This is a genomic window from Agrococcus sp. BE272 (genome assembly GCF_031457935.1).
GTDB classification, from domain to species: Bacteria; Actinomycetota; Actinomycetes; order Actinomycetales; family Microbacteriaceae; genus Agrococcus; species Agrococcus sediminis.
Window position 1 is genome coordinate 63,162 of sequence record NZ_JAVDXL010000003.1, and the last position, 26,884, is coordinate 90,045.

The following is a 26,884-nucleotide window of genomic DNA, read 5'->3' on the forward strand; positions in this document are numbered from 1 at the left end:
CACCCCGCGTCGCAGGCCACCCTCTTCGACGCCTCGCGCCGTCGTGCTGCGCTGCACTCCCTCTCGCATGGCTTCCCCCGGTTCTGCGGGACCCCGGCCGGGCCCGCGTTGCACCCAATTACACCGGTGTAGTTCGCTCCGCGTCAAGTCGGGAATCCTAGGAGTGTCGCGGCCTCTCGGGGCGCAGCGCCGCACTCACGGCGTGTCGCGCTCGAGCGCGAGCCACGCCTCGTCCGAGCGCACCTCGAACGGCTCGGCCGCATCGATCCAGGCGCCCTCGGCCTGCGCGAGCGCGTGCTCGGCGCCGTCGATCGCCACTCGGGTCGGCCGTGCCGCGAGCAGCAGCCCGCGACCCCCGCCCTCGACGCGGTGGGCGCCGGCGATGCGGCGCAGCTCGAAGGGCGCCGCGGGGCGGTACGCGACCGCGCCCTCGAGCGGCGTCGACGGCAGGCGGGGCTCGACGAGCGGCGTCGTGTCGACGACCCGCAGCAGCTCGGGCACGTCGACGTGCTTCGGGGTGAGGCCGCCGCGCAGCACGTTGTCGCTCGGCCCCATCAGCTCGATCGCGAGGCCCTCGAGGTAGGCGTGGAGGTTGCCGGCGGGCAGGTACAGCGCCTCGCCCGGCGCGAGCGAGACGCGGTTGAGCAGCAGGGCCACGAGGATGCCCGGGTCGCCCGGGTGGGTGCGCGCGAGCCGGTCGACGGTGTCGGCCTCCACCGGGTGCGCCGCCGCGATCGCCGGAGCGACCGCCTCGGCCGCGGCGACGGCGGCGGCGACCTCGTCGCCGCCCGAGAGCAGCCACGCGAGCGCGTCGCCCGCCCGCACGCGCGCGGCGACGGGCGCGAGCCGCGCATCGGCCGCGGCGAGGGCGTCGAGCACGCGCAGCGCCTCGCCCGCGGGGCGGAACCCGCTGAGCGCCTCGAACGGCGTCACCGCGACGATGAGCTCGGGCTTCGGATGCGGGTCGCGGTAGTTGCGCTCGGGCGCGTCGCGGGCGATGCCGAGCCGATCCTCGCGCGCGAAGCCCTCCTGCGCCTCCGAGGCATCCGGGTGCGCCTGCAGCGACAGCGGCTCGGCCGCCGCGAGCGCCTTCAGCAGCAGCGCCGGCTGCGGCCGGCCCCACGCGTCGAGCGCCTCGCCGAGCCCGCGCCCCGCGTGCTCCCCCGCCGCGACGGTCGACGGGCAGCCCGGGTGCGCGCCGAGCCACAGCTCGGCCTCGGGGTCGCCGGAGGCGTCGCGGCCGAGGTAGTCCGCGAGCAGCGTCCTGCTGCCCCACGCGTATGCCCTCGGCTCGTTGGCGATCGGCACAAACACGCGCGCGGTCTCCTTCCGGCAGATTGGCACGAGCGTACCAACGGGCGGGGCGGTCGCCGCCCGCCGCCCTAGCCTTGCCGCGACGGCCGAGCTCGGCCGGGAGAGACGAGGAGCCATGACGTTCACGCCGCTGGAGAGCGACTTCTACGGGTTCGCCGCCGACCTCAGCGAGGCCGAGCAGGCGTCGCTGGCCGAGGTCCGCGCGTTCATGGAGGAGCGCGTGCGACCGGTCATCGACGAGCACTGGCACCGGGACGCGTTCCCGACCGAGCTCGTGCCCGGCATCGCGGCGCTCGGCGTCGTCGGCCCCGGCTGGCCCGAGACCGCGAGGTTCGAGAACTCGGCGGTGTACCGCGGCTGGGTCGCGCTCGAGATGAGCCGCGTCGACGCATCCGTGTCGACCTTCGTCGGCGTGCAGAACGGCCTCGTCGCAGGATCGATCGGCGTCGCCGGCTCCCCGGAGCAGCGCGCCGAGTGGCTGCCGCGCCTCGCCGACTGCTCGGTCATCGGCGCCTTCGGGCTCACGGAGCCCCTCTCGGGCTCCGACTCGGCGCAGGGGCTGCGCACCACCGCCCGCCGCGAGGGCGACGAGTGGGTGCTCGACGGCGCCAAGCGCTGGATCGGCAACGCCACCCACGCCGACATCGTCGTCGTGTGGGCGAAGGACGTCGAGGACGGCCAGGTGAAGGGCTTCATCGTGCCGACCGACGCGGCGGGCTTCCGCGCCACGAAGATCGAGCGCAAGATCGCGCTCCGCATGGTGCAGAACGCCGACATCGAGCTCGAGGGCGTGCGCGTGCCGGAGTCGATGCGGCTGCAGGGCGCGTCGAGCTTCCGCGACACCGCGCGCGTGCTGCGGCTCACGCGCGCCGAGGTCGCGTGGAGCGCCGTCGGCGTCATGATCGGCGCCTACGAGGCGGCAGTGCGCTACACGACCGAGCGCGTGCAGTTCGGCAAGCCGGTCGCCGGCCACCAGCTCGTGCAGGACCTGCTCGCCAAGTCGCTCGGCCACATCACCGCGTCGATCGCGCTGTGCGTGCAGGTCTCGCGGATGCTCGACGAGGGCCGGCAGGAGGATGCCCACTCGGCGCTCGCGAAGGCCTTCGCGACGACGCGGATGCGCGAGGTCGTCTCGTGGTGCCGCGAGGTGTGCGGCGGCAACGGCATCGTGACCGACTACGACGTCGCCCGCTTCTTCGTCGACGCGGAGGCGCTCTACACGTACGAGGGCACGGCGCAGATGAACGCGCTCATCGTCGGGCGGGCCATCACGGGGAGCTCGGCGTTCGCCTGACGCTCCGCAGCGATTCGGCCGCGCGGCGCACCGCGCGGCCGATCGCCCAGCCCGTCACGTGCGTGAGCGCCTCGCGCACGATGCCGGGCGTCATCTTCGACACGCCGAGCTCCCGCTCGCGGAAGAGGATCGGCTCCTCGACGACCACCGCCCCCGCGTCGTGCGCGCGGCGCGTCATGTCGATCTGGAAGCAGTAGCCCTGGCTGCGCACGTCGTCGAGCGGCAGCCGGCGCAGCAGCTCGGCGGTGTAGGCGCGGCATCCGGCCGTCATGTCGTGCACCGGCGAGCCGAGCGCCACCCTGGCGTACAGGTTGCCGGCGCGCGAGATCGCCTCCCGGTGCCACGGCCAGTCGACGATGCCGCCGCCGTCGACCCAGCGCGAGCCGATCACGAGATCGGCGCCCGGCCGCCCGTCGTGCCGCAGCCGCGCGAGCATGCGCGGCACCGCGTCGGCCGGGTGCGAGCCGTCGGCGTCGAACTCGACCACCGCATCCGCGCCGCGCTCGAGCGCGAGCCGCATGCCGTCGAGGTAGGCCGCGCCGAGCCCCTGCTTCGCGGGCCGGTGCAGCACGCTGATGCGCGGGTCGGCCGCGGCCATCGCGTCGGCGAGCTCGCCGGTGCCGTCGGGGCTGCTGTCGTCGATCACGATCACCTCGACGTCGGGCGCGGCCTGCAGCAGCCGGTCCATGGTGACCGGCAGCGCCTCGAGCTCGTCGTAGGTGGGGACGAGGACGATGGCGCGCAATGGGGCTCCGAGCGGTCGTGGACAGGATCGGGTGCATCCTCGCACACGGCTCCCGGGACGTCGGCCCGCGGTCCCGCGCTGCGATACCGTGGACGGTCGCCCGCCCCGAGGAGCCCGCAGCATGACCGAGACCCCGCCCGTGGTCGCGCCCGCCCGGCGCGAGCGGCTGCTGTGGATGGACGGCCTGCGGGGGCTCGCGATCCTGCTCATCGTGCTGCTGCACGCGACCGAGATGCTGCGCTCGATCGGCCTGCAGCCGCACATCGCGGTCGACATCTTCAACACGGTCGCGTCGCCGTTCCGCATCCCGCTGCTCATGACGCTCTCGGGCATGCTGCTGGGCGGCTCGCTGTCGAAGGGCGCGGGCCGCTACGTGAGCGGCAAGCTGCGCGCGATCGCCTGGCCGTACGCCGTGTGGCTCGTCATCCTGCTGCTGGTGTTCCCGAGCCTCGGCCCCGACATCCTGGTGCGCGGCCTCTGGGCGCCGAACACCTACCTCTGGTACCTGCACACGCTGCTGATCGCCTACCTCGTGGCGCTCGCACTGCGCCGCGTGCCCGACTGGATCAGCATGGTCGGGGCGCTGCTGCTCGCTGCCGCCGTCACGCTGCTGCCGATGCCCGAGGTCGTCGCGACGATGAAGCTCGAGCGGACGTTCCTCATGCTCGCGTTCTTCTTCGCCGGCCACCTGCTGATGCAGCACCTGCCGACCGCGCTGCCGCTGCTGCGCCACCCCGTCTCGATCGTCGTCGGCCTCGTCTGCACCGGCAGCGTCGTGGTGGCCTCGCTGCAGCCGGGCTGGAACGTCTCGAACGACGTGACCTTCGCCGTGCCGCTGCTCGCATCGCTCGCGGTCGGGCTCGCGCTGCTGTCGCTCCTGCCCTGGCGCGACCCGGTGTCGCGCTGGCTGCGCTGGGTGGGCCGGCACTCGATCGTCTACTACGTGACCCACTGGATCGCGCTCTACTGGACGCTGCAGCTCGTGGCGGGTCCGCTCATCCGCTTCGGCTTCAGCGAGGTCGCGGTCGCGATGGTCGTCGGCGCGATGGTGGCGGGCGCGGCGCTCGCGTGGCTCGTGCAGCTGCGCACGCCCGTGCGCTGGCTGTTCCGCGTCTGAGGGACGACCTGGATAGCATCGGAGCGGGGCCGAGCGGCCTCCGACGCTCGGCAGAGGAGAGATCGTGACGCAGCAGCACGTGGTCGTCACCGGCGCGGCCGGCTACATCGGCAGGCACGTCGTGACGGCGCTCCTCGACGAGGGCGCCCGCGTCACCGCCGTGGTGCGCCAGCACCGCGCCTACCGCGTCGACGAGCGCGCCGACATCGTCGAGCTCGACCTGCTCGCGCCCGGCGCCGACCTCGCGCGCCTCACCGCCGAGGGCCCGGATGCGCTCGTCCACCTGGCGTGGGAGGCGGGCTTCGCGCACGACGCGCCCGCGCACATGCTGCGGCTCTCGGACCACTACCGGGTGCTGTCGCACTTCGCGGAGGCCGGCGTCGGCCGGATCGCGGCGCTCGGCACCATGCACGAGGTCGGCAGGCACGAGGGCGCGATCACCGCCGAGACCCCGACCAACCCGATGTCGCTCTACGGCATCGCGAAGGACGCGCTGCGCCGCGCGGTGCTGCACTCCTTCGGCGAGACCCATGCGGTGCAGTGGCTGCGGGCGTACTACATCTACGGCGACGACCGGAACAACCAGTCGATCTTCACGAAGCTGCTGCAGGCGGCAGAGCAGGGCAAGCAGGTCTTCCCGTTCACGACCGGCACGAACCGCTTCGACTTCATCCACGTGCGCGAGCTCGGGCAGCAGATCGCCGCGGTCGCGCTGCAGGACGAGGTGCGCGGCGTGATCAACGTGTGCTCGGGCGAGCCGGTGTCGCTGCGCGACCAGGTCGAGCGCTTCATCGCCGACCACGAGCTCGACATCCGCCTCGACGTGGGCGCCTTCCCCGACCGCCCCTACGACTCCAAGGAGACGTACGGCGACGCGACGGTCATCCGCGAGCTGATGGCGAAGCGCGCCCGCTGACTGCGGAGGGACAGCAGCGGGGGCCGGCATGCGCCGGCCCCCGCTCTCGTCGCTCGCGAGCCCCTAGAAGGTCGGGCCCGCGGGCAGGCGCGCGATGGCCGCCGCCGACATCGCCGTGCGGCTGCTCAGCGTGCCGCCGAGCTCGGCCAGCACCGTGCGGCTCGGCACGTACCGCGCCGCGCCTGCTTCGAGCATGTACGTGCGGCCCGTCGGGTCGACGACGAACTGGTGCACCACCGCGGTCGAGCGGTCGAGCTGGTCGCAGACCGCGGCGCTGAGCGCGACGTGGTCGAGCCGCCACGCGGCGGCGACGGTCGCCGATGCGAAGGGCCGCAGCTCCCCGCCGATCGACACCAGGTCGGTCGAGCCGCACCGGTAGCCGAAGTCGTCGATCGCCGGCCCCTTGGGCAGCGCCGCGATCGCCGCGGAGGAGAGGTTGCGCCACTCGAGCGGCATGCCGAGCGCCGTCGCGTAGTCGCGGTGCGCGAGGTACATCGCGCGCGTGCCGTCCCACAGGTAGATGCGCGCATCCGGACCCCGCACCCACTCGCCCGCCGCGAGCGGCGACGTCGCGTCGGCGCCCTTGGGCAGCAGCGCGATGGAGGACGCCGGCACCGGCGTGCGGCCGCTCAGCGTGCCGCCGAGGTCGGTCAGCACCGCGCGGCTCGGCACGTAGCGCGCCTGGCCGCCCTCCATCAGGTAGGTGCGGCCCGACTCGTCGACGATGAACTCCAGCGCGCCCGTGCTCGAGCGGGTCAGCTCGGCGCACAGCTCGGCGTCGAGCGACGCGTGCGTGAGGCGCCACGCGGCCGCGGCCGTCGTCGAGGCGTACGGGCGCAGCACGCCGTCGGTCGCGACGAGGTCGGTCGAGGCGCACCGGAAGCCGAAGCCGCCGATCGCGGGACCCGCGGGCAGGGCCCGCACGACGTCGTCGGTGACGTTCCGCACCTGCCAGGGCAGGCCGAGCGCGTTCGTGAACTCGGAGTGCTGCACGTGCAGCGCGCGCGAGCCGTCCCAGAGCAGCACGCGGCCGTCGCTGCCGCGCACGAGCTCGCCGAGCTCGACGTCGAGGATGCGCGGCACGCCGTCGAGGCCGCGCGGCGCGACCTCCCAGATGCGCGCCGGCACGCCGAAGCGCGAGCGGATGAACTCGTAGGAGGCCTCGTCGGCCACCGGCTGGAGCCGCGCGCCGGAGGCGAGGTAGAGCGCGCCGCCGCGCTCGCGCACGAAGTGCGGCCCGAGCGCGCTGCCCGCCGAGGGCAGCGCCTGCAGCACGGTGCCGAGCTCGGTGCGCGCCGTGAAGAGCGCCGAGCCGCCGTACTTCGCGGGGTCGACGCGCAGCATGCCGCCGTCGGTCAGCAGGTAGGCGCCGGCGGCGCCGCGGAGGCGCGACGGCAGCTCGGCCGCGGTCGCCGGCAGCTGCTGCAGCGACGCGTCGGTGAAGACGGTGCCCGCGCTCGACGGGAGCAGCTGGATCTGCGCCTGCGAGAGCGCGACGACGCCGCTGCCGCTCTTGATGCGCAGGATGGTGCCCGCGGCGTTCCGCACCGCCGTGCCAGAGTCGAGCACGGGCGGCCCGACGCGCAGGTGCGCGATCGCGGCGTCGTCGAGGCGCACGCGGTCGGCGGAGTAGCCGTAGCGCGTGGGGATCGTGACGTCGGCGAGCTCGCGCCGCGTGCCCGACTGGATGAGCCAGTCGTGGCCGTCGCTGCCGACGACGGTCGCGGCGATCGCCTCGCCCGCGGGCAGGCGGGCCTGCAGGGCCGAGCTGAGCCTCGGGTGGCCGGTGCACGCGAGCTGCCACTGCTGCAGCTGCGAGCACGAGGCGAAGCGGTGCGACACCCCGTCGTCGACGAGGCGCACGGCGCCGTCGGTGCCGGTGACCAGGCGTCCGAGCGCCGCGCCCTCGGTGTAGGCCGAGAGGGTCGCGCCGTCGACGTCGCGCGGCTCGCCGAAGGCGGGGCTGTACTCGGCGAGGATCTCGCGGGAGGTCACGTGGTGCCGCGCCGTGCCACTGATCAGGTAGACCTTGCCGTTGCCGCGGTCGCGCAGCAGCGACGTCGAGGCGACGCCTTCGCGCGGGTCGCCGAACCAGTCGGTCCACATGCGCCAGAAGTTGCGGTTGCCGTAGGCGGAGCAGGCGTCGCCCGAGCCGTAGAGGTTGCCGAGCGCCGCGGCGTTCGGCTGGTACGGCGTGTAGACGTAGAGGCCCGCGGTCGCCTGGTTGCGGATGTACACGGGGCTCGTGCCGCAGGCGATGTTGGGGTGGTACTGGATCTGGTTGGTCTGGCCCGCGCGGTAGCGCCAGTTCTCGGGGTGGGCGGCGTAGCGCTGGAACTGCCGTCCCGCGTTGTAGAGCTGGTAGAAGAACCCGCCGAAGGCCGGGTCGCACGGCGCCGTGTCGGGGCAGGCGAAGCCCGTGGCGCGCTCGTAGCGGATCGCGGTGGGCGCCGTGAGCGTCACGAGGCTCTGCTCCTTCTGGAGGAGCACGAGCAGCGCGCGAGGGCTGATGTCGCAGGCGCGCGAGACGTCGGTGATGATCTGCGCCGAGGTGCGGTTCGCGTAGGCCGGGATGGCGTCGCAGTACTGGCTGCCTGCCATCGCGGGCGTCGGCTGCCGGTAGTCCTTGAGGCACGTGTAGCCGCTCTGGCACGTGCGCACCTGCGCGTCGAGGAAGGCCTGCACCTGCGCCGCGGTCATCGCGTCGCCGTCGAAGAACTGCTCGTCGCTGACGATGTAGCCGGGGTCGAAGTTCGAGGCCACGGCCGCCTCTGCGGCGGGGGGCTCGCTGGGCGGCGCGACGGTCAGCAGGCCGGCGACGAGCGCCACCACCGCCGCCGCAGACACCTTGGTGCGCCATCGCCGCATGCTTCAACCAATCCTTGAGAGTTCGGGCGCGTCGATGCTACCCCACGGCGTGTGCCGCACAAGGGCGATGGGTGGTGCGGGCCGGCTCAGCCCTGCCGCAGGTCGAGCAGGCTGCCGTCGAGCGCGAGCATGCCGCCCGAGGTGCGGAAGCCGCCGCCGAGCACCGTGAAGTGGCCGGCGTGCTGGAGCGAGTCGTACATGTGGGTGCGGTGCTCGTCCTGCGCGGTGGCCGAGATCGTGTACGCGCCGGGGGCGAAGGGCAGGTGCTCGACGCGCACGTCGACCGAGCCCGATCCGCGCTCGACCGCCTCCGGCACGAACCCGCTGTCGCGGCCGTGCAGGCTCCACAGGTGCATGCCGTCGACGGTGTGCAGCTGCACGCCGAAGACGGGCCGCTCGATGCGCTCGGAGGCCTCGAACGACAGCCGGAAGGTCGCGGGCGCGCCCGCGCGCGCCTCCGACACCTCGTCGCCGTGCTCGTCGACGAGGCTCAGCCGCGTGAACTGCACCTCGCCCGAGCCGTGGCGCACGCCGCCGCCGGGGCCGGCGGTCACCGCGTGGCCCGAGTCGGCGTACTCGTCGACGATGTCGGATGCGACGCCGACGTCCTGCAGGACGCCGTTGTCGAGCCATGCGGCGTGGTCGCAGAACGTGCGCATCTGCTCGATGCCGTGGCTCACGACGATCACCGTGCGGCCCTCGCGCCGGAACTGCGCGAACTTGTCCATGCACTTCTCCTGGAACTCCATGTCGCCGACGGCGAGCACCTCGTCGACGAGGAGCACGTCGGGCTCGACGTGGATGGCGACGGAGAAGCCCAGGCGCACATACATGCCCGAGGAGTAGTTCTTGACCGGCTGGTCGATGAAGCGCTCGACGCCCGAGAAGGCGACGATCTGGTCGAACTTGCGGTCGAGCTCCTGGCGCGTCATGCCGAGGATCGAGCCGTTGAGGTAGACGTTCTCGCGACCGGAGAGCTCGGGGTGGAAGCCGGAGCCGACCTCGAGCATCGCCGCGACGCGGCCGCGGGTCGTGATCGAGCCGGAGTCGGGGTTCAGGATGCGCGCCATGCACTTCAGGAGCGTCGACTTGCCGGAGCCGTTGCGCCCGAGCAGCCCGAACGTCGAGCCCTCCGGCACCTCGAACGAGACGTCCTTGAGCGCCTCGAAGCGGTCGTAGACCGCGCGGCGCCCGCTCAGCAGGGTCTGCTTGATCGACTGGTTGCGGTCGCGGTAGACGCGGAAGGACTTCGAGACGTGGTCGACGTCGACGGCGGCGGTCATCAGATCTCCTCGACGATGTCGCGGGCGAGGCGGTCGAAGACGAGCTTGCCCACGATGAGCGACGCCGCCGACCAGATGAGGAGGGTCACCCAGATGTCCCACGTGGGCACCGCGAAGTCGTAGAGGATGTTGCGGTACGCCTCGATGAAGCGCTCGGCCGGGTTGGCCTGGAAGATCGCGACGAGCGGCAGGTCGACGCCGTCTGCGGCGAACGCCTCCTGGCGCTCGCGCACGAGCTCGACCGAGAAGAGCACGCCCGAGGCGTACATCCACACCTGGCTGAAGATGCTCCAGAGGTGCCGCAGGTCGCGGAAGTAGATGCTCGCGACGCTCAGCACCATCGAGATGCCCAGCACGAAGGCGAAGGTGAGCACGAGCAGCGGCACGAGGAGCGGCGCGTACAGCAGCACGAGCGGGCCGCCCACGAGCGCCATCACCGCGAGCAGCACGAGCAGCTCGATGCCGAAGTTGAAGCTCGACGAGAGCACCGACGAGACCGGCAGCACCGAGCGCGGGAAGTAGACCTTCGTCAGCAGCCCGGCGTTGTCGAGCATGCTGTTCATGCCGGCCGCGACGGAGCCCGAGATGAAGCCCCAGACGATGACGCCGACGCCGATCCAGAGCGGGAAGACCTCGAGGCCCGAGTTCGTGCCGGGCGCGACCGGCAGCTGGAAGAGCAGGCCGAAGACGATCGAGTAGACCGCGATCTGCGCGAGCGGGTTGATGAGCGACCAGACGCGGCCGAGGAAGGTGCGCTTGTACTGCGCGCGGATCTCGCGCAGCGTGAGGTTGCGCATCAGGTTCAGGGTGACCCTGCGCTCCTCGCGCCTGCTCTCGCGCTCGACCTGGCTCATCGTCCTCCGTCCCCCGGCGGACGGGAACGTCGCTCGGGCAGAGGCGAGACTACCACCGCAGGCGCCTGCATCACGGGCCCTCGACGCCCGGCACGATCTGCAGGTAGCGCTGCGTGAGCACGAGCACGACGACATCCGCTCCCGCCGCCTCGGCCTCCGCCGCGACGTCCGGCATGCCCGACGGCGCCTCGAGCGACGAGCGGATCTGCGTCGTCTCCTGGAACATCGTCTGGAACATCGGGCCGATCTGGCTGCCGGTCGAGTCGCGCACGAGCAGCACGTGCTGCTCCATGGGCGCCGCCGACGTGCTGGTGGTGATGGGCAGACCCTCCATGTCGGTCGACGTGGCCGCGTCGGCCTCGCGCTCGACGCCGTCGGGGCCGACGATCGTCATGGGCGCGGGCTCCTCCGTCCACACCGGCACGGTCCAGTCGGGGCCGGGCTCGCGCGGCAGGCCCACGCCGGCGAACTCGTTGCGGTCGAGCACGACGTCGGCACCCTCGATCGGGAGCTCCGGCATCGCCGCGAGCGACGCATCCGCCTCCCGCATGCACGCGGCCAGCTGCTCGAAGGCGACGGATGCGCCGTAGTCGGTCCAGTGGCTGTTGAGGGGCGAGTAGAGCGGCGTCGTGGCCGCCTCCTCGGCCATCGCCGCGCGCACGTCGACCCACGGCACCTCCGGCAGCTCCTCCTGCAGCTGCGCGAAGTGGCCCGGTCCCCGCAGCGCCTCCATCCAGTCGGGCAGCGCCTCGGGCACGATCTGCCACTTCGCCGGCGCGACGACCACGTACAGGTCGCGCCCCTGCTCGGCGAGGTCGGCGCGCATGTTCGACAGGTAGCCGTCCCACGCCTCGACGTGCTCGGGCGACAGCTCGGTGCGGCCCACCGCCTGCGAGAGGTTCGACCAGTGAGGCTCGCCCAGCAGCACGTGGCCGTCGTCGCCCTCGACCCAGTAGCCGCCGAGCCCGTCGACGTGCTCCTGCCAGACCGCCTCCGACGCGGCCGCGGCCTCGCCAGCCCACGGATCCACGGCGGGCTCGGCGAAGTCGGGGGCGCACGCGGCGGGCAGCGGCGCGCCCGGCTCGGCGGTGGGCTGGATCACGCCCTCGCCGAGCGGGCTCTGCTGCCCGCGCCAGACCATGCCGGCGATCGTCGCGACGACCACGAGCGCGATCAGCAGCACGAAGGGCACGAGCCGCCACCGGTGGTCGTGGCGCCACGACGCCTTCGCCTCCGGCAGGTCGCGCAGGCCCTGCCCGCCCTCGGCCGTCATGCCCCGCTCCCGGTCTCGGCGCGCATCCGCACCGCTCGGGGCGTGGACGAGAAGCGCGGGTCGACGATCCGTCCCATGAGGCGCTCCCACGCGGGCGTGATCGCGCGGGCGTAGAGGCGCTCGAGCCAGCCCGGCGTCCAGTTCTTGAGGCTCATCGCCGGCTGCTCGATGAGGTGCCACGAGAGGTACGCCGCGATGTGGACGGCGACGATGACCACCACGTGGTAGACGAGCCAGCCGGCGTCCTGCAGCCCGAAGTAGGCAGCGAACTGCATGATCGGCCACGCGAAGATGTAGACGCCGTACGAGAAGTCGCCCGGCTTCTCCCAGCTCCGCAGCCGCGTCGCCCGCACCGCGAACCACATGAGCACGTAGCTGAAGAGGTAGGTGCCCCAGATGTTCCAGCCGCCGAACGCGTACGTCGCGCCAGCGCCGAGCGCGGCGGCGATCGCGAGGCGGTCGTCGATCGGGATGCGGTCCTTCCAGACGGCGAAGAGCATGCCGAAGGCGAAGGGCGCGAGGAACATGAGCATGAACGGGTCGCTCAGCCAGCGCCACGCGTTCCCGACCGTGCCCGCGCCCATCCACTGCATCGCGTTCAGGACGATGATCGCCGAGGCGACGGCCGTGGTGAGCCACCGGTAGGCGAGCAGGCCGAGGAGCCCCATGAACCCGACGAGGATGTAGGCGCGGAACTCGTAGAGCAGGGTCCAGGCGGAGCCGTTCCAGTCGTGTCCGCCGTGCGAGGCGAACGGCAGCGAGTCGCCCATCTCGGCGATGTTGCGCTGCCCGAGCTCGAGCCACATGTTGCTCAGGAAGTACGTCCAGGGCGACTCGCGGGGCGCCGTGAAGTAGCCGTCGATGCTGCCCGTCTCGCGCCACCAGGCGATGGGCGCGAGCACGAATGCCGTCGTGAGCAGCGCGAGCCAGAACGCCGGGAAGATGCGCAGCGCGCGGCGCCAGAAGTAGCGGAAGATCGACGACCGGCCCATGCGCGACTGCGTGATGAGGAACCCGGAGAAGAAGAAGAAGCCCGCGACGGCGACGCCGCCGAGCGACTGCTCGGTGGAGATCTGCACGCCGAGGTCGTTGCCGCCGTAGAAGCCGCCGAGCGGCCCCGCGTGGCTGAAGATCACCAGGAACGCCATGAGCCACCGGAGGAAGCCGATGCTGTTCGACCGCGGGTCGAAGGCCTCCTCGAGCGTGAGCGCGGTGCGCCGCTCGCCCACTCAGCGCCTCTTCAGGACGCGCCGCGCGTTGCGGTAGCCCCCGCGCATGGCGGCGTAGGCGGGCACGAGCGCCTTCGCGAGGCGCGGCGAGCGGCCCAGCACCGACAGCTTGAGCGCGGCGACGAGGTCGATGCCGCTGTTGGCGCGCACGCGGGCGATCTGCTCCTCCGGGGCGCCCGGGATGCCGGCCGAGATCGCGTCGAGCTTGTACTCGAGCATCGTGTGCGACTCGGCCGCCTGCCGTGTGCCCATGACGGTGCGCACCTGGTAGCCGCGGCTGAAGGCGGCGTAGCCGAACAGGCGCTCGACGACGTGCGTGAGGCCGCCGTCGGAGTAGCCGCCCTCGGTCGGGAAGTCGTCCCACGCGAAGTCGGCGTCGAGGAGCGGCCGCAGCGCAGCGGGCCGGGCGATGAACATCGAGCCGTAGGGCGCGAGCGGGCTCAGGTCGTCGAACTCGACGTCGATGCCGAGCCGCTTCGCGAGCCGCTGCGCGGGCGCGCGGTTCGTGAACCAGGCGTTGCCCATCGTCGGGTAGCCCATGTGGATCATCGGCGGGAACACCATGCCGAGCGTGTCGTCGGCGGCGAAGCCGCGCAGCACGTTGGCGGTGTAGCCGGGCGAGCCGAGCAGGTTGAGCAGCAGGTGGTCCTTGAAGAAGGTGCCCTTCGTGTAGCCGTCCTGCGGGCTGCGCTTGGAGTGCAGCTTCACGATCACGTCGAACTCGTCGCCGAGCAGCACGTCGCGGCAGCCGAGCAGGAACGCCGAGATGTCGCGCCCGCGGTTGGAGGGCAGCACGCGCACGTCGTCGCCCGTGCGGCCGCGCGCGGCGAGCCGCTCGAGGATGCGCTCGCGCTTCGCGTCGTCGCTCGTCGTGGCGATGAGCCGGTAGCCGCCCGGGATCGTGTCGGCGCGGTCGAGCAGCTCGTCGATGAGGTCGTCGTAGTAGACGTGGGCGAGCACGCCGACGCGCAGCGCCGACGGGTCGGCGCCGCCGAGGTCGACGTCGGGGTGGATGTCGAGCATCGCCAGGTTGGCGTGGAGCGCGCGCGGCTGCGCCGTGCGGGCCTGGTCCTCCCACAGCAGCCGCATCGGGAAGCCCTTGTCGCGCATCCGCTCGATGACGCGGCCCGCCCGGATCGCGCGCTCGTCGTGGTAGAGCGGGTCGTGGAAGAACAGCCGGCGCTTGATGATCGGCAGCCCGTCGTCGACCATCTCGGTGATCATGTCGAAGATCGGGTGCGCGACCGGGTAGTCGGCCTCGGGGAACGCCGTCGCCGAGCGGAAGCCCTTCGACTCGAAGTGGTCGGTGAAGCGGCCCTCGTGCTGGCCGATGGAGTCCTCGTACGACTCGATCGGCGGCATGCCGTCCCAGTACTCGCGCCACGCGGGGCTCTGGTGCATGCTGCGGCGCACGGTGATCCAGTGCGTCTGCAGGTGGCGCTTGAGCGTGCCGGTCGCGGCGAGGCTGCTCACCGCGGGCCCGTGGTCGGTGACGCCCCAGAAGTCGCACTCGGTCGCGGCCATGCGCTCGAGCATCGGCTGGTAGGAGCCGATCGGGCCGTAGAACGTGTAGTTCATGAGCGTCAGCTCGTCGTAGCCGGCGAGCCGGTCCCAGCCGAACTCGCGCATCGCGTCGCGGTAGGCCATGACGTCGAAGCCGACGTTCTCGCGCTCCCAGACCGTGTCGGCGACCGCCTCGAGGGTGCTGCGCCCCTCGGCGCTCAGCGGCGAGTTCGAGACGACGAAGATGTGCTCGTAGTGGTCGCGCACCGCCTGCAGGTGGTGCGGGATGAAGTCGCCGACATGCCCGGCCTTGTCGTAGACGAGGTAGAAGAGCACGTTGGGCATGCGGTGGGCCTCACAGGTCGGCGAGCAGAACGGCAGCCCCCAGGGTACCGTCCATCGCGGACTCAGTCGCCGGAGCGGGGCGGGCGCAGGCGCCCGGCGCCGGTCTGCAGGCCGCGCGCGACGCGGCCGCCGACCGACCGGATCGTGCCGCCCACGCCGCGCGCGACCTGGGCGCGCAGGGCCGCGAGCTCGCGCTCCATGCGCTCCACGGCCTCGCGCGTGCGGCCGAGCTCGGCCGCGAGGCTCGCGTGCACCGCCTCGAGGTGGTCGCGCTGCGCCTCGGTGCGCTCGTGCGCTACCCGCGACGCCTCGGCGCGCGCGGCGTCGGCCTTCTCGTCGATGCGGCGGAAGCCGTCGGCGACGAACAGGGCTGCGCCCAGGTCGTCGACCGAGGCCATGCTGCGCCGCAGGTAGTCGTCGCGGATGCCGAGGTTGAAGGCGGCGTGCGCGTCGGCGTCGGCGTAGGCGCTGTTGCCGGTGGCGGAGGTGTCGTCGCGGCGGTGGTGCCAGAAGGCGAGCGGCTCGCCGTCGATGAAGCCCACCTCCGACGTGCGCAGCACCCGCAGCAGCAGGTCCCAGTCGGCGAGCGCCGTCAGGCGGTCGTCGTAGCCGTCGACCGCGTCGTAGGCGCTGCGGCGGTAGACGAGGCAGATGGGCGGCGTCGCGTTGCGGTAGAGCGTCTCGGTGAGCGTGACCGCGGTGGTGCGCGCCTGGTAGACCTCGCGCTCGAGCTCGACGACCTCGTCGCCCTCGACCCGCTCCCACACGACCGCGGTGCGGGTGGCGACGGCGGCCTCGTGGGCGTGCTCGGCGAGGTGCGCGGCGGTGCGCTCGAGGAACCGAGGGTCCCAGCTGTCGTCGTCGTCGTGGAAGACGAAGGTGGCGGCACTCGAGGCGCGCACGCCGATGTTCATGCCGCGGGGGCGTCCGACGGGCTGCTCGTGGTGCACGACCACGACCTCGTCGGCGACGGTGCCGCGCACCGCGTCGAGCAGGCGCTCGACCCCCGCCGCATCGCCGCCGTCGTTCACGACCACGAGCTGCCGCGGGCGCTCCGTCTGCGCGTCGATGCTGCCGAGCGCGCGCTCGAGCAGCAGCGGGCGGTCCTTCGTGCGGACGACGACGGCGACGTCGACGGCCATGTCAGCGACGCCCCTGCTCGAGGAGCCGCTCGAGGTAGGCGCCGTAGCCGCTCTTCACGAGCGGCTTCGCGAGCTCGGCGAGCTGCGCGTCGTCGATCCACCCGGCGCGCCAGGCGATCTCCTCGATGCAGCCGATCTTGAACCCCTGCCGGTCCTCGATGACCCGCACGTACTCGCTCGCCTGCATCATCGACTCGAACGTCCCGGTGTCGAGCCACGCGACCCCGCGGTCGAGCACCTGCACCTGCAGCCTGCCCTCGTCGAGGTAGCGCTCGTTGATGCTCGAGATCTCGAGCTCGCCGCGAGCGCTCGGCTCGATCGACTTCGCGATCTCGACGACGCCGTTGTCGTAGAAGTAGAGGCCGGGCACCGCGTAGCTGCTCTTCGGGTGGGCCGGCTTCTCCTCGATGGAGACGGCCTTCATCTGGTCGTCGAACTCCACCACGCCGTAGGCGCTCGGGTCGGCGACCTGGTAGGCGAACACGACGCCGCCGTCGACGTCGGTGTGCGAGCGCAGGTTCGAGCCGAGCCCCGTGCCGTGGAAGATGTTGTCGCCGAGCACGAGCGCCGCCGAGTCGCCGTCGAGGAACTCCTCGCCGATGATGAACGCCTGCGCGAGGCCGTCGGGGCTCGGCTGCACCGCGTACTCGATGCGCATGCCGAGCGACGAGCCGTCGCCGAGGAGCGCCTTGAACTGCTCGTTGTACTCGGGCGTCGTGATGACGAGCACCTCGCGGATGCCGGCCATCATGAGCGTCGACAGCGGGTAGTAGACCATCGGCTTGTCGTAGATGGGCATGAGCTGCTTCGAGATGCCCTTGGTGATCGGCCACAGCCGCGTGCCGCTGCCGCCTGCAAGGATGATGCCGCGCATGGGTCGATGCCCGTCCTTCCGGTCGCTGTCGGGTGCGATGCAGTCTATGTGGCCGGAGGTCGCGTGCGGCCTCAGGAGCCGGCGACGGGACCCATGACCACGGTGACGAGCGTCGTGACGACGACCGCGAGGCATCCGGCGATCACGAGCGCCTGCCAGCGCAGCCGCTGCGCGATGAGCGCGAGCGACGCGAAGGCCACGAAGCCCATCGTCGCGCCGTAGCGCGCGCTCGGCCGGGGGAAGTAGTGCGTGCCGCCGCTCGAGAGGAACGACTGCAGCTGCACGATGAGCGGCCAGCCCAGCGAGCCGATGAGCGCCGCGATCGCGATCACCGCGAGCGCGCTGCCGCGGCGCGCGACGGCGAGGCCGACGAAGATCGCCGCGAGGCCGACGATCGAGCCGATCCCGCCGACGAAGGCGACGAGCTCGCCCGAGGCGACGCCCTCCTGCGCGTACGTGTGGCCCATGGTGGACAGGCCGCGCGGGATCGTCGGCAGCCACTCGAGGAACGGCGTGCCGGTGAAGGGCTGGGTGTTGACGCCCTCGACCGGGTTCTCCCAGTCGGGGTCGCCGCGGCCGGCCTGGAAGCGGGTCCAGAGCACGTAGACCGCCCCCACCGCGGCGACCATGGCGGCGCCCGTCGCGAGCAGCCAGCCGCGCCCGGCCCACGGGCGGTAGCGCTCGGGCAGCAGCGCGAGCACGACGAACGCGCCGGCGATCGCGAGGAACGGCAGCGCGTTCATGACCTTGACGCCGGCAGCGAGCGCCGCGAGGGCGACGAGCAGCACCGCCGGCAGCCAGCGGCGCCGGCCGCGCGGGTCGACCGCGCCGCCGAGCGCGAGGAGGCCGAGCGCGGTCGTGAGGAGGAAGGGCGCGTCGTTCGTGACGATCGTGGCGGCGGTGAGCCCGGCCCACCACATGCCCGCGAGCGCGGCGACCGACCCCGCGAGCGCCGGGCCGACGCCGAGGCGGCGGAGCGCCAGGTGCATGACGACCATGCCCGCCGCGAGCCACACCGCGCCGAGCGCTCGGGCCGAGAGCACGAAGTTCCAGCCGGTGACCGACTCGACGGCGCGCGCAGCCATGCCCGTCGCGAGGTAGTAGAGCGGCGGATGCGAGAAGTTGTACTGCGCGGCCGACACCGGGTACGCCTCGGCGGGGCCGGTGGTGCCGCAGGCCGGCAGCCGCAGCAGCTCGTTGCCGTAGCAGTTCCAGAGCTCGATGACCTCGGGATCGATCGAGTCGCCCGCGGCCGGGATCTCGAGCTGCGAGGCGTTCCACGCGTAGTCGATGTGCGACGGCTCGTCGAGCGCCGACAGGGGCGCGCCGCGCGCCACGACCGTGAGCACCGCCACCATCGCGAGCGCCGCGAGGGCGACAATGACGAGCGCGTCGACCCATCGCGGGGTGCGCCGGCGGGCGGGGAGGCCCGCCTCCGCACGGCGCTCGACGGCCTCCGGCGCGTCGGCGGCGGGTCGCGCGGGGGTGCCCTCCGCCGCGTCCGTCATGATGCACAGCCTATCCAGACCCTCAATGTTCCCTTGACCCGCATGGGGTACGACTGGGAGGATCGCACCCGTTTGCTGGTCACGACAGAGACGGTGCACGATGCGCAGGATGACGGCGGCCGCGGCCGCGCTCGCACTGATGGCGACGCTCGGCGTCGCGCAGGGCGGCGCAGAGCGCGCCGAGGCGCAGGGGCTCGAGGTCGGCGGCTCCGGCAACGCCTACTACCTCAACGACCAGTTCACGACGACCGCGAACATCCAGTTCTCGTTCGGGCTCGCGACCGACCAGGTGTACTTCGGCGACTGGGACGGCGACGGCGTCGACACGCCCATGCATCGCCGGGGCGCGACCTTCTCGCTCTCGAACGCCAACGCATCCGTCGCCCCGCAGCAGACCTTCACCTACGGCCGCTCCGACGACCAGGTGCTCGTCGGCGACTGGGACGGCGACGGCGTCGACACGCTCGCCGTGCGCCGGGACACCATCTTCCACATCCGCAACTCGCTCTCCGACGGCAGCGCCGACGCCGTCGTCGCCTACGGCCGCTCGGGCGACACGGTGCTCGTCGGCGACTGGGACGGCACCCGCACCGACACCTTCGCGGTCCGCCGCGGGGCGCAGTACCACGTGCGCAACACGATGACGAGCGGCCCGGCCGACGTCATCGTGCAGTACGGCCGCGAGGACGACGACGTGCTCGTCGGCGACTGGGACGGCAACCGCACCGACTCCTTCGCCGTGCGCCGCGACGCGACGTACTTCATCGCCAACCACATCCGGCCCGGCGAGGCCGACGTCACGGTCGTCTACGGCCGCGTCGACGACGTCGCCTTCTCGGGCGACTGGAACGGCGACGGCGCCGACACCCTCGGCGTGCGCCGCGTGGCCGCTCCCCCGCCCGTGCCCGCCGACCCGGTGAACTGCACCGGGACCGGCGCGAACCAGGTCGACCCCGCGGTGTGCCAGACGATGGAGACGGCCCGCGCCGACATGCTCGTGCTCGTCAACGCCGAGCGCGCCGAGCGCGACCTGCCGGCGCTGCGGCTCGACCCGTGCCTCGACGAGGTCGCCCAGCACTGGGCGGAGTCGATGGCGTGGCTCAGGACGACCGGCTCGGCGCACAACCCCGACCTCACCGCCGACATGCGCGCGTGCAGCATGCGCAGCTGGGGCGAGAACGTCGCCCGCGACCGCGTCCCGACTCCCGACGAGGAGCGGATCATGGAGCGCTGGCTCGCCTCCACCGGCCACTACAACAACCTCATGACGAGCAGCCGCACGCTCATCGGCGTCGGTGTCGCCCCGAGCAGCGACGGGCACTGGTACTACGTGCTCGACTTCGGCCAGAAGTAGTCGCGCGGCTAGGCTCTCCCTGCGAAGGGGGCCCATGAAGCTGTTCATCCAGATCCCGTGCCTGAACGAGGAGCAGACGCTCCCGATGGTGCTCGAGACGATCCCGAAGGAGATCCCGGGGATCGACGAGATCCACATCCTGGTGATCGACGACGGCTCCACCGACCGCACGGTCGAGGTCGCCCGTGAGCACGGCGTGCGCCACTTCGTGCGCCACCGCCGCAACATGGGCCTCGCCCGCTCGTTCCACGACGGCATCGAGTACGCGCTCTCGCACGGCGCCGACATCGTCGTCAACACCGACGGCGACAACCAGTACCCGCAGGAGATGATCGGCGAGCTCGTGCAGCCCGTCATCCGCGGCGAGGCCGAGATCGTGGTCGCCGACCGGCAGACGCACACGATCGAGCACTTCTCCCCCTTCAAGAAGGCGATGCAGCGCTTCGGCAGCTGGGTCGTGAACCAGGCGGCGGGCACCGACCTGCCCGACGCGGCGAGCGGCTTCCGCGCGTACTCGAAGTACTCGCTCATCCGCCTCAACATCGTCACGCGCTTCAGCTACTGCATGGAGACGATCATCCAGGCCGGCAACAAGCGGCTCGCGATCACCTCCATCCCGGTGCGCACCAACCCCAAGACGCGCGAGTCGCGGCTGTTCAAGAACATCTGGCAGCACATGCGCGAGTCGGGCCTCGCGATCCTGCGGGCCTACTTCATGTACAAGCCGTACGTGTTCTTCGCGACGCTCGGCGTGCTCTTCACCGTGGCGGGCGCGGTGCCGTTCATCCGCTACCTCGTGCTCGTCTGGATGCAGGCGCCCGGCAGCTACGTGCAGTCGCTGCTGCTCGGCGTGCTGCTGTTCGTCGGAGCGCTGCTGTCGTTCGCGATGGGGGCGATCGCCGACCTCACGCGCATCACGAGATCGCTGCAGGAGGACTCCCTCGAGCTCGACAAGCTCGACCGCTACGGCCACACGCGCAACTGGGTCACGCTCCCCGCGAAGCCCGAGCACGACACGACCGCAGCGTGAACGAGGGCCTCGCCCGGGCGAGGGAGCGGCTCGCGGCGATCGGATCGAGCGCGCCGCTACGGTGGGTGCGGCGCCACAAGCGGGCGCTCGCGATCGCCGTGCTCGTGCTCGTCGCGGTCTTCATCGCCGTCTACGTCGCGGTGCGGCCCGAGATCGTCGGCCAGGTGCTCGCGGTCGGTCCGGCCGCGCTCGGCTGGCTCACGGGGCTCTACGTGCTCATCGTGGCGACGCACTGGGCGATCCTGCTGCTGACCGTGCGCTGGTGCCAGGCGCGCATCGGCATCCGCGAGGGACTGCTGCTGACGGTCTACTCGACCGTCGCCAACTTCTTCGGGCCGCTGCAGAGCGGGCCAGGGGTGCGCGCCGCCTACCTGAAGGCGAAGGTGGGCGTGCGCCTGCGCGACTTCACGCTCGCGACGCTCGTGTACTACCTCGCGTTCGGCGCCGTGAACGTGTCGCTGCTGTTCGCCCGCACGCTCCCCTGGCTCGCCGCGCTCGGCCTCGCCACGACCGTCGTGCTCGTCGCAGTGGTCGCGTGGCGGTCGGGCGCGGGGCGCCGCATCGTGACCGCCGCGATCGCCGCCGTCACGGCCGTGCAGGCGCTGCTCATGGCCGCGGTGTACTTCGTCGAGCTCAACGCGGTCTCCGGCCCCGGCGCGGACGTGCTGCAGTCGCTCGTGTACAGCGCATCCGCCAACCTGTCGCTCTTCGTCTCGATCACGCCCGGCGCGATCGGCTTCCGCGAGGCGTTCCTCGGCTTCGCGCAGTCGCTGCACGGCGTGGGCCTCGACGCGATCATCGCGGCGGGCATCGTCGACCGCGCGTTCTACGTGCTGTTCCTCGGCGCGCTGTTCGTGCTGTCGAGCCTGCTGAACCTGCGGGCGATGTTCTCAGCGCCGGCCGGCGGCGACGCGGATGCCCGCGAGGGCGGCGCCGAGGGCCTCGGCGATGCGAGGGCGTGAGAACGCTCGCTCGTAGAGCTCGCGCCCGCGGCGGCCGACCTCGGCCAGCTCGTGCGGGTGGTCGGCGGCCCAGCGCGCCGCCTCGGCCACGGCGATCGGGTCGCCCTGCGGCACCACGAGCGCGTCGGAGCGGTCGGTGAACGCACTGCTCTCGAGGTTCGCGCCCACGAGGGTCGGCACGCCGGAGGCGAGGAACTGGTAGGTCTTGCCGGTGATGACGTACCGGCTCTGCACGGTGTCGCCGAGCGGCCCGCCGATCGCGAGCCCCGTCTCGGCGAAGAGGGCGGGCAGCTCCTCGTACGGCACCCAGCTGCGGTAGCGCACCCGCGCGCCGCGCGAGACGGCGGCGTCGACGCGGGCGCGGTCGTCGTCGGTGCCGCCGACCACGTCGACCGCGATGTCGTCGCGGCCGGCGAGCAGCACCGCCGCCTCGAGCAGCACGTCGAGTCCGTGCAGGGGCAGCATCGAGCCGTAGTAGAGCACCCGGAACGGCGTGCCGGGCTGCCGCGGCGCCGGGCGGAAGGTGGCCTCGTCGGTGCCGACGGGCACCACCTTCCACAGCTCGCGCGGCAGGTCCATGAGCTCTGCGGCGTGGTCGGCGTGCGACGCGGTGTCGGCGAGCACCACCGCGCAGCGCCGCATCATGGCGCGGAACGCGCCGCGCAGGGCGCGCGCGGGCAGGGAGCCCGGGCGCAGGCGCCGGTGCTCCTCGACGAACCACTCGACGGGGTTGATGAACTCGTCGTACACGACCGGGCGGCCGCCGGCGAGCGCGAGCACGAGCGGCACGACCTCGAACGCGCGGAACGTGACGAGGTAGGCGTCCGGCCGGTCCCGGCGCATCCGCCACAGCTCGCCCGCGACCTCGGCGTAGCGACGCACGCCGCGGGAGCGGTTCTTGACGACGATCGCCTCGTCGCCGAGGTCGGCGACCGCGGTGCGGAGCGTGATCGCGCGCACGTAGTCGGGCTGGCGGTAGCAGGTCACCACGGCGATCCGGCGCACGCGCCCCCCTCCCGATGCGTCGCCCGGGCGCTGCCGGATGCAGGCGGGCTCGGGTCAGGCTAGCCGAGGATCGGCGCTAGGCTCAGAGGCTGGCGCGGAGAGAGGCGGGCGATTCGTGACCACACCACCGGACGCGACGGCCGCACCGCTCGTCGCGGTGCTCATGGCCACCCATGACGGCGCCGCCTTCGTCGAGGAGCAGGCCCGCTCGATCCTCGGGCAGCGCGACGTGCGCGTGCGGCTGGTCGTCTCGGACGACGCCTCGACCGACGGCACCCCGTTGCTGCTCGAGCGGCTCGCCGCGGACGAGCGCGTCACGGTGCTGGCGCCTGGGAGCTTCGGCACCCCGCAGGCCAACTTCCTGCGCCTCATGCGCGAGGCCGACGTCGACGGCGCGGTCGCGGTCGCGCTCGCCGACCAGGACGACGTCTGGCACGACGACAAGCTCTCGCGGCAGCTGGCCCTGCTCGAGCGGCTCGACGTCGACGCGGTCTCGTCGAACGTGGTCGCCTTCTGGGAGAAGGAGGACGGCAGCCGTCGCACCGAGCTCATCGACAAGGCGCAGCCGCAGACCCCGCTCGACTTCCTGCTCGAGTCGGCGGGCCCCGGCTGCACGTTCCTCATCGACGCCGAGGCGTTCGCCGCGATCCGCGACGCCATCCGGCAGCCGCCGCACGGCAGCGCGCGCATCGACGACAGCGCCGTGCCGCACGACTGGCTCGCCTACGCGATCGTGCGCGCGAGCGGCGGGCGCTGGCACATCGACGCCGAGCCGACGCTCGACTACCGCCAGCATGACGCCAACGCGACCGGCGCGAACACCGGGCTCGCGCAGGCCGCGGTGCGGTTCCGCCGGCTCGCCTCGGGCGAGTACCGGCAGCAGTGCGGCGCGGTCGCGCGGCTGAGCGCCTCGGTCGCCGACGACGCGCAGCGCCCGCGGCTCGAGCGGATCGCGCCGCTGTTCGACGGCACCGACCTCGGCTCGCGCATGGCGCTGCACCGCCTCGCCCCCGAGCTGCGGCGCGAGGCGACGGAGCGGCGCCTGCTGCGCATCGCCCTCGTGCTGGGCTTCTGGTAGCGGGTCAGCCCCTGAGGTCGCTGGCGATGCGCTCGAGCTCGGCGGGGCCGAGCGAGGCCGCGAGCTGCCGGTCGTTGCCCGCGTGCAGCACGTTCTGCAGGTAGAGGCCGCTCACCTGCGAGCCGGGCACGAACGGGTAGTTCGCCGGCTCCGCGCTCGTCTGCACGATCCGGCGGCCGGCCCGCACCGCCTGCGCGTACAGCCACACGTCGTCGGCCTCCGGCGCCGCCTCGAGGAATCGGGTGCCCGCCGCGCGCAGCTCCTCGAGCAGCGGGGCCGGGAACAGCTGGCCCGACACCGAGGTGCCGAAGCTGCCGAAGCTCGGCGCCGTGCTGTGCGCGGGCGTCCACGACGTGTAGGGCGCGAGGCCCTCGACGCCGAGCGCCACGCGGTGGGCGCGGTGCGCGACGACCGCGCCCGGGTGGGCGCGCGCCACCTCGAGCAGCCGGCACAGCCAGTCGCGCGGGTAGAGCTGGTCGTCGTCGCTCGTCACCATCGGCAGCTCGTGCGCCGGGGTGCCGCTCACGTACGGCCACCACTTCGTGTGCACGCGCAGCCCCGGGTCGACCCGGCGCACCTCGAGGCCCCGCCGCTCCAGACGGCCGAGCGACGTGGGCAGCTCGGCGAGCGAGGGGTCGTCGAGCCACAGGATGAGCCGCCTCGGCCGCTCGGCGCCCTCGCCGATCGACTCGATCGCCACCCAGACGGAGCGGATGCGCGCCGCGGTCGTCGTCATCACCACGACCGCGGGCGCGTCGCCCACGACCGGCGCCCGCGAGGCGAGGTTGCGGATGCGCAGGCGCCCCAGGCGGGCGAGCGTGGCCGCCGAGGGTCGGTCGTCGTAGAACCCGCGGCCCGACTGCAGGCCGAGCGCGCGCCGCGCGGCATCCCCTCCCCGCTCGCGACCCGAGCGGACGACGTGGCGGAGGCGCTCGCGCGGCGCGCTGCTGCGAGGGTTGGTCATGCGCCCAGGCTACGCGGGCGGGCGCCCGGCGCCGCCGCGGCTAGACTCGACCCACCGACCCCGACCGGAAGGCCAGCCACGTCGTGAAGATCCTCGTGACCGGCGGCGCCGGGTTCATCGGCTCGAACCTCGTGCGGATGGCCCTGACCGACCGCCTCCCAGGCCTCGAGGGCGCTGCCGTCACCGTCCTCGACGCGCTGACGTACTCGGGCACCCTCTCGAACCTCGCCGCCGTCGCCGAGCACCCGCGCTTCGCCTTCGTGCAGGGCGACATCCGGGACACGGGCCTGCTCGACCGCCTGCTGCCGGGCGTCGACGCGATCGTGCACGTCGCCGGCGAGAGCCACCTCGACCGGGCGGCGCGCGACTCGTCGGTCTTCGTCGAGACGAACGTCGTCGGCACGCAGCGGCTGCTCGACGCCGCGCTCCGGCACGGCGTGCGCCGCATCGTGCACGTCTCGACCGACGAGGTGCTGGGCTCGATCGAGGAGGGCTCCTGGAGCGAGGACGCCCCGATCGACCCGAGCACGCCCTACGCCGCGTCGAAGGCGGGCGGCGAGCTGCTCGCGCGCAGCTACCACCGCACCCACGGGCTCGACGCGCGCATCGCGCGGCTCTCGAGCAGCTTCGGCCCGCACCACTTCCCCGAGAAGCTCGTCCCGATGCTCATCACGAACCTCCTCGACGGCATCCCCGCACCGCTCGCCGGCGACGGCGGGCACGTGCGCGACTGGCTGCACGTCGACGACCACTGCCGCGGCATCGCGCTCGTGCTCACCGCCGGCAGGCCCGGCGAGACCTACCACCTGGGCGGCGGCGCCGAGGTGTCGAACCGCAGGCTCGCCGAGCTCGTCGTCGAGGCGACCGGCAGCGACTGGTCGATGGTCGAGCCGACCGCCGACGAGCGGGGCCACGACCGCCGCGCGTCGCTCGCGAGCGCGAAGGCGCGCGACGAGCTCGGCTTCGCCCCGCAGGTGCCGTTCGAGCAGGGGCTCGCCGACGTCGTGCAGTGGTACCGCGAGCACCGCTCGTGGTGGGAGCCCCTCAAGGAGCGGGTGGCCCTGTGAGCGACGTGCGGGAGCCCGAGGCGCACGAGCGCGACCGCCTGACGGTCGTGCTCGACGAGGTCGGCGAGCGCTCGACCACGTCGGTCGGCCGCTACTCGACCGAGATGGCCCGCGCGCTCGTCGCGACCGCCCCCGAGGGGCTCGAGGTCGGCGCGCTGTCGGCGCGCGTGAGCGACGCCCGCGAGGCCCGCATCCGCGAGGCGCTGCCGGGGCTCGCCGAGCTGCGCCAGACGGCCGTGCCCGCCCGCGAGCTGCGCGAGGCGTGGCTGCACACGATCACGACGATCCCCGTGCACGGACTCGTGCACGCGACGAGCCTCATGGCGCCGCTCACGCGCGAGCCCGACCCGGGCGACCAGGTGACGGTGACGGTGCACGGCCTGCAGTCGATGTCGGACCGCTCGGAGCGCAAGCAGCGCTGGTTCGACCGCGCCCTCAAGCGCGCGCTGCACCGCGCCGACGGCATCGTGGTGCCCTCGACCGCCGTGGCCGAGGACCTCTCCCTCCTGGCCGACGTGGGCGACCGCGTGCGCGTCGTGCATCCCGCGCCCGCGGCCTCGCTCCTGCGCGCGGCGGACGCCGGCGCCGCGGCGGCGTCGCGGCTCGCCCTGCCCTCCGAGTACGTGCTCGCGATCACGGCGCCGGGCGCGCGCGGACAGGCCGAGCGGCTCATCGAGACCGTCGCGAGCGACGCGATGCCGGATGCGCGGGTCGTCGTGGCGGGGCCGGTGCAGTGGGGCGAGACCACGCTCGCGGCGCTCGCGGTCGAGGCGGGCATCGCGCCGGGCCGGCTCGTCATGCTGGGCGAGCTGACCGACGCAGAGCTCGCGACCGCCTACCAGCGCGCGCTCGCGCACCTGCACGTCGCGGAGCAGGACGCCCTCGGCCTCACGCTGCTCGAGGCGGCGGCGCTCGGCACCCCGACCGTGCATCCGGCGACGCGCACGCTCACCGAGATCGCGGGCGACGCGAGCGTGCCGGTCGAGGGCGGCCCGCACGAGCTCGCGGCCGCGCTTGCGGGCCTGCTCGCCGACGAGGAGGAGCGCACGCGCCTGCGGCTGCACGCGCAGGACCGCGCCCGCGCGTTCACGTGGGAGGCCGCCGCGCTGCAGGTGTGGCGGCTGCACGCCGAGCTGTAGCGGCGCTCGCGGGCCGCCGC

General features: G+C 72.9%; 22 protein-coding genes. 9 read left to right on the top strand and 13 right to left on the bottom strand.

Annotated features, from left to right (window positions below):
• Positions 1-195 precede the first annotated feature (195 nt).
• Positions 196-1,314, bottom strand: a complete 1,119-nt coding sequence (gene manA, locus J2X49_RS11165) for a mannose-6-phosphate isomerase, class I (RefSeq protein WP_310126244.1) — start codon at positions 1,312-1,314, stop codon at positions 196-198.
• Between the two features lie 115 nt (positions 1,315-1,429).
• On the opposite strand from manA, the gene J2X49_RS11170 reads away from it, so the two are divergent.
• On the top strand, positions 1,430-2,608 hold the full coding sequence (locus J2X49_RS11170; protein ID WP_146357779.1) for an acyl-CoA dehydrogenase family protein: 1,179 nt from the start codon (positions 1,430-1,432) through the stop codon (positions 2,606-2,608).
• Here the strand turns inward: J2X49_RS11170 and J2X49_RS11175 are convergent.
• A complete protein-coding gene (locus tag J2X49_RS11175; RefSeq protein WP_310126249.1) occupies positions 2,583-3,353 on the bottom strand; it encodes a polyprenol monophosphomannose synthase in 771 nt (256 codons plus the stop codon). The genes J2X49_RS11170 and J2X49_RS11175 overlap by 26 nt on opposite strands.
• A gap of 121 nt (positions 3,354-3,474) precedes the next feature.
• Between J2X49_RS11175 and J2X49_RS11180 the strand changes: the two genes are divergently transcribed.
• Positions 3,475-4,470 (top strand): acyltransferase, encoded by a 996-nt coding sequence (locus J2X49_RS11180; protein WP_310126252.1) that lies wholly within the window; start codon positions 3,475-3,477, stop codon positions 4,468-4,470.
• A gap of 64 nt (positions 4,471-4,534) precedes the next feature.
• Complete coding sequence (locus J2X49_RS11185) at positions 4,535-5,386, top strand: NAD(P)-dependent oxidoreductase (RefSeq protein WP_310126254.1); 852 nt, start codon at positions 4,535-4,537, stop codon at positions 5,384-5,386.
• 63 nt (positions 5,387-5,449) lie between these two features.
• Here J2X49_RS11185 and J2X49_RS11190 read toward each other — a convergent pair whose 3' ends face one another.
• The 9 genes from J2X49_RS11190 to J2X49_RS11230 form a co-directional block, all read right to left on the bottom strand.
• Complete coding sequence (locus tag J2X49_RS11190) at positions 5,450-8,254, bottom strand: hypothetical protein (protein WP_310126257.1); 2,805 nt, start codon at positions 8,252-8,254, stop codon at positions 5,450-5,452.
• Between the two features lie 86 nt (positions 8,255-8,340).
• On the bottom strand, positions 8,341-9,537 hold the full coding sequence (locus tag J2X49_RS11195; protein WP_128189105.1) for an ABC transporter ATP-binding protein: 1,197 nt from the start codon (positions 9,535-9,537) through the stop codon (positions 8,341-8,343).
• On the bottom strand, positions 9,537-10,391 hold the full coding sequence (locus tag J2X49_RS11200; RefSeq protein WP_240671293.1) for an ABC transporter permease: 855 nt from the start codon (positions 10,389-10,391) through the stop codon (positions 9,537-9,539). The genes J2X49_RS11195 and J2X49_RS11200 overlap by 1 nt, the downstream gene beginning before the upstream one ends.
• Positions 10,392-10,461: 70 nt before the next feature.
• On the bottom strand, positions 10,462-11,664 hold the full coding sequence (locus J2X49_RS11205) for an alginate O-acetyltransferase AlgX-related protein (RefSeq protein WP_310126263.1): 1,203 nt from the start codon (positions 11,662-11,664) through the stop codon (positions 10,462-10,464).
• Positions 11,661-12,893 carry an acyltransferase gene (locus J2X49_RS11210; RefSeq protein ID WP_310126266.1) on the bottom strand — a complete coding sequence of 411 codons (1,233 nt, stop codon included), beginning with the start codon at positions 12,891-12,893 and terminating at the stop codon, positions 11,661-11,663. Before J2X49_RS11210 ends, J2X49_RS11205 begins: the two co-directional genes overlap by 4 nt.
• Positions 12,894-14,741 carry a rhamnan synthesis F family protein gene (locus J2X49_RS11215; RefSeq protein ID WP_310126268.1) on the bottom strand — a complete coding sequence of 616 codons (1,848 nt, stop codon included), beginning with the start codon at positions 14,739-14,741 and terminating at the stop codon, positions 12,894-12,896.
• A gap of 62 nt (positions 14,742-14,803) precedes the next feature.
• Positions 14,804-15,883, bottom strand: a complete 1,080-nt coding sequence (locus tag J2X49_RS11220; RefSeq protein WP_128189108.1) for a glycosyltransferase family 2 protein — start codon at positions 15,881-15,883, stop codon at positions 14,804-14,806.
• Position 15,884: 1 nt separating this feature from the next.
• Positions 15,885-16,757, bottom strand: coding sequence for a glucose-1-phosphate thymidylyltransferase RfbA (gene rfbA, locus J2X49_RS11225; RefSeq protein ID WP_128189109.1), 873 nt, complete (start codon positions 16,755-16,757; stop codon positions 15,885-15,887).
• Positions 16,758-16,828: 71 nt separating this feature from the next.
• Positions 16,829-18,265: a hypothetical protein gene (locus tag J2X49_RS11230; RefSeq protein ID WP_246992039.1), complete on the bottom strand. Its 1,437-nt coding sequence runs from the start codon at positions 18,263-18,265 to the stop codon at positions 16,829-16,831.
• 109 nt (positions 18,266-18,374) lie between these two features.
• On the opposite strand from J2X49_RS11230, the gene J2X49_RS11235 reads away from it, so the two are divergent.
• The 3 genes from J2X49_RS11235 to J2X49_RS11245 are packed head-to-tail and all read left to right on the top strand — an operon-like array spanning position 18,375 to position 21,611.
• A complete protein-coding gene (locus tag J2X49_RS11235) occupies positions 18,375-19,619 on the top strand; it encodes a CAP domain-containing protein (RefSeq protein ID WP_310126276.1) in 1,245 nt (414 codons plus the stop codon).
• 34 nt (positions 19,620-19,653) lie between these two features.
• On the top strand, positions 19,654-20,649 hold the full coding sequence (locus J2X49_RS11240) for a glycosyltransferase family 2 protein (protein WP_246992044.1): 996 nt from the start codon (positions 19,654-19,656) through the stop codon (positions 20,647-20,649).
• Complete coding sequence (locus J2X49_RS11245; RefSeq protein WP_310126280.1) at positions 20,646-21,611, top strand: hypothetical protein; 966 nt, start codon at positions 20,646-20,648, stop codon at positions 21,609-21,611. Before J2X49_RS11240 ends, J2X49_RS11245 begins: the two co-directional genes overlap by 4 nt.
• Here the strand turns inward: J2X49_RS11245 and J2X49_RS11250 are convergent.
• Positions 21,540-22,616 carry a glycosyltransferase gene (locus J2X49_RS11250; RefSeq protein ID WP_310126283.1) on the bottom strand — a complete coding sequence of 359 codons (1,077 nt, stop codon included), beginning with the start codon at positions 22,614-22,616 and terminating at the stop codon, positions 21,540-21,542. The two genes, J2X49_RS11245 and J2X49_RS11250, sit on opposite strands and share 72 nt — an antisense overlap.
• 115 nt (positions 22,617-22,731) lie before the next feature.
• Between J2X49_RS11250 and J2X49_RS11255 the strand changes: the two genes are divergently transcribed.
• Complete coding sequence (locus J2X49_RS11255) at positions 22,732-23,694, top strand: glycosyltransferase (RefSeq protein WP_164877083.1); 963 nt, start codon at positions 22,732-22,734, stop codon at positions 23,692-23,694.
• Between the two features lie 4 nt (positions 23,695-23,698).
• Here J2X49_RS11255 and J2X49_RS11260 read toward each other — a convergent pair whose 3' ends face one another.
• Complete coding sequence (locus J2X49_RS11260) at positions 23,699-24,658, bottom strand: hypothetical protein (protein ID WP_310126286.1); 960 nt, start codon at positions 24,656-24,658, stop codon at positions 23,699-23,701.
• An 83-nt stretch (positions 24,659-24,741) separates the two neighbouring features.
• Here J2X49_RS11260 and J2X49_RS11265 point away from each other — a divergent pair, with 83 nt between their 5' ends.
• Both J2X49_RS11265 and J2X49_RS11270 read left to right on the top strand, forming a co-directional pair.
• Positions 24,742-25,725 (top strand): dTDP-glucose 4,6-dehydratase, encoded by a 984-nt coding sequence (locus J2X49_RS11265; protein ID WP_310126288.1) that lies wholly within the window; start codon positions 24,742-24,744, stop codon positions 25,723-25,725.
• Complete coding sequence (locus tag J2X49_RS11270) at positions 25,722-26,864, top strand: glycosyltransferase (RefSeq protein ID WP_310126291.1); 1,143 nt, start codon at positions 25,722-25,724, stop codon at positions 26,862-26,864. The genes J2X49_RS11265 and J2X49_RS11270 overlap by 4 nt, the downstream gene beginning before the upstream one ends.
• Positions 26,865-26,884: the final 20 nt, after the last annotated feature.